Source organism: Bradyrhizobium sp. PRIMUS42 (assembly GCF_023006515.1).
Classification (GTDB): Bacteria; Pseudomonadota; Alphaproteobacteria; order Rhizobiales; family Xanthobacteraceae; genus Bradyrhizobium.
Genome location: NZ_JALBGZ010001289.1, coordinates 1 through 927 on the forward strand (window position 1 = coordinate 1; position 927 = coordinate 927).

The 927-nt window shown below is 66.3% G+C and carries 2 protein-coding genes; one reads left to right on the plus strand and one right to left on the minus strand.

The window, feature by feature from the left end; all coding sequences use genetic code 11:
* Positions 1–438, minus strand: a 438-nt coding sequence (locus tag MOV75_RS39775) for an ATP-binding cassette domain-containing protein (RefSeq protein WP_247008317.1), incomplete at its 3' end; no start/stop codon positions are given.
* Positions 439–544: 106 nt separating this feature from the next.
* On the opposite strand from MOV75_RS39775, the gene MOV75_RS39780 reads away from it, so the two are divergent.
* Positions 545–927, plus strand: a 383-nt coding sequence (locus MOV75_RS39780) for an ATP-binding cassette domain-containing protein (RefSeq protein ID WP_247008318.1), incomplete at its 3' end; no start/stop codon positions are given.

Here is a 927-nt window from a genome sequence, read left to right on the forward strand (position 1 = left end):
ACGCTGGCCGCCCGAGAGCGCCTCCGGCAGGCGGTCGCGGTGCGCATCACGATCGAGCTGCACGAGCTCCAGGAGCTCGTCGACGCGTGTCGCGATATCCGCTGCCGGCGCGCCCAGCAGGGTTGGTGTGATCCCGATATTGTCGGCGACGCTCAAATGGGGAAACAGCCCACCGGCCTGGAACACGTAGCCGATCCGGCGCCGCAGCGCGACCGGATCAACGTCTCGCACGTTCTCGCCCTCGACGGTGATCGTGCCGCTATCGGCCTCGATCAGCCGGTTGGCGAGCCGCAGCAGCGTCGTCTTGCCGGAGCCCGAGCCGCCGACGACGGCCAGAAATTCGCCCTCGGCGATGTCGAGCGACACATCGTCGACGGCCCTAAGCGAGCCGAAGCTCTTGGTGACGCGGTGGTAGCTGATCGCCAGCTTCGAGGGCATTGGATGGGGCTCAATTTTTCCTTACCCATGCGTAGCACGCTTGGCGGCTTGATTGAACTTGGCCGCGCGAGCGGCTAAGGCATCAAGCGAAATTCGGAGGAAGCATATGTCGACGCCCACGGCAGTGGCGCTGGAAGATGCCAAGGTCGCGTTCCGGCTGGGGGACGGTCGGGTCTATACGGCGGTGGAGAAAGCTCATCTCGCGGTGGCGCAGGGTGAGTTCGTGGCCATTGTCGGCCCCACGGGCTGCGGGAAATCCACGCTGCTCAACGTTGCGGCCGGGCTGCTGAAGCCTGCCGCCGGCAACGTCAAGATATTCGACCGGCCGCTGGCGGGGCTGAACCGGGATGCCGGCTATCTGTTCCAGGCCGACGCCTTGTTCCCGTGGAAGACCGCGCTCGACAACGTCGCGATCGGGCTCGAGATCAAGGGCACGCCGCGCGCCGAAGCGCTGCCGCGCGCCCAGAAATGGCTGACCTCCGTCGGCCT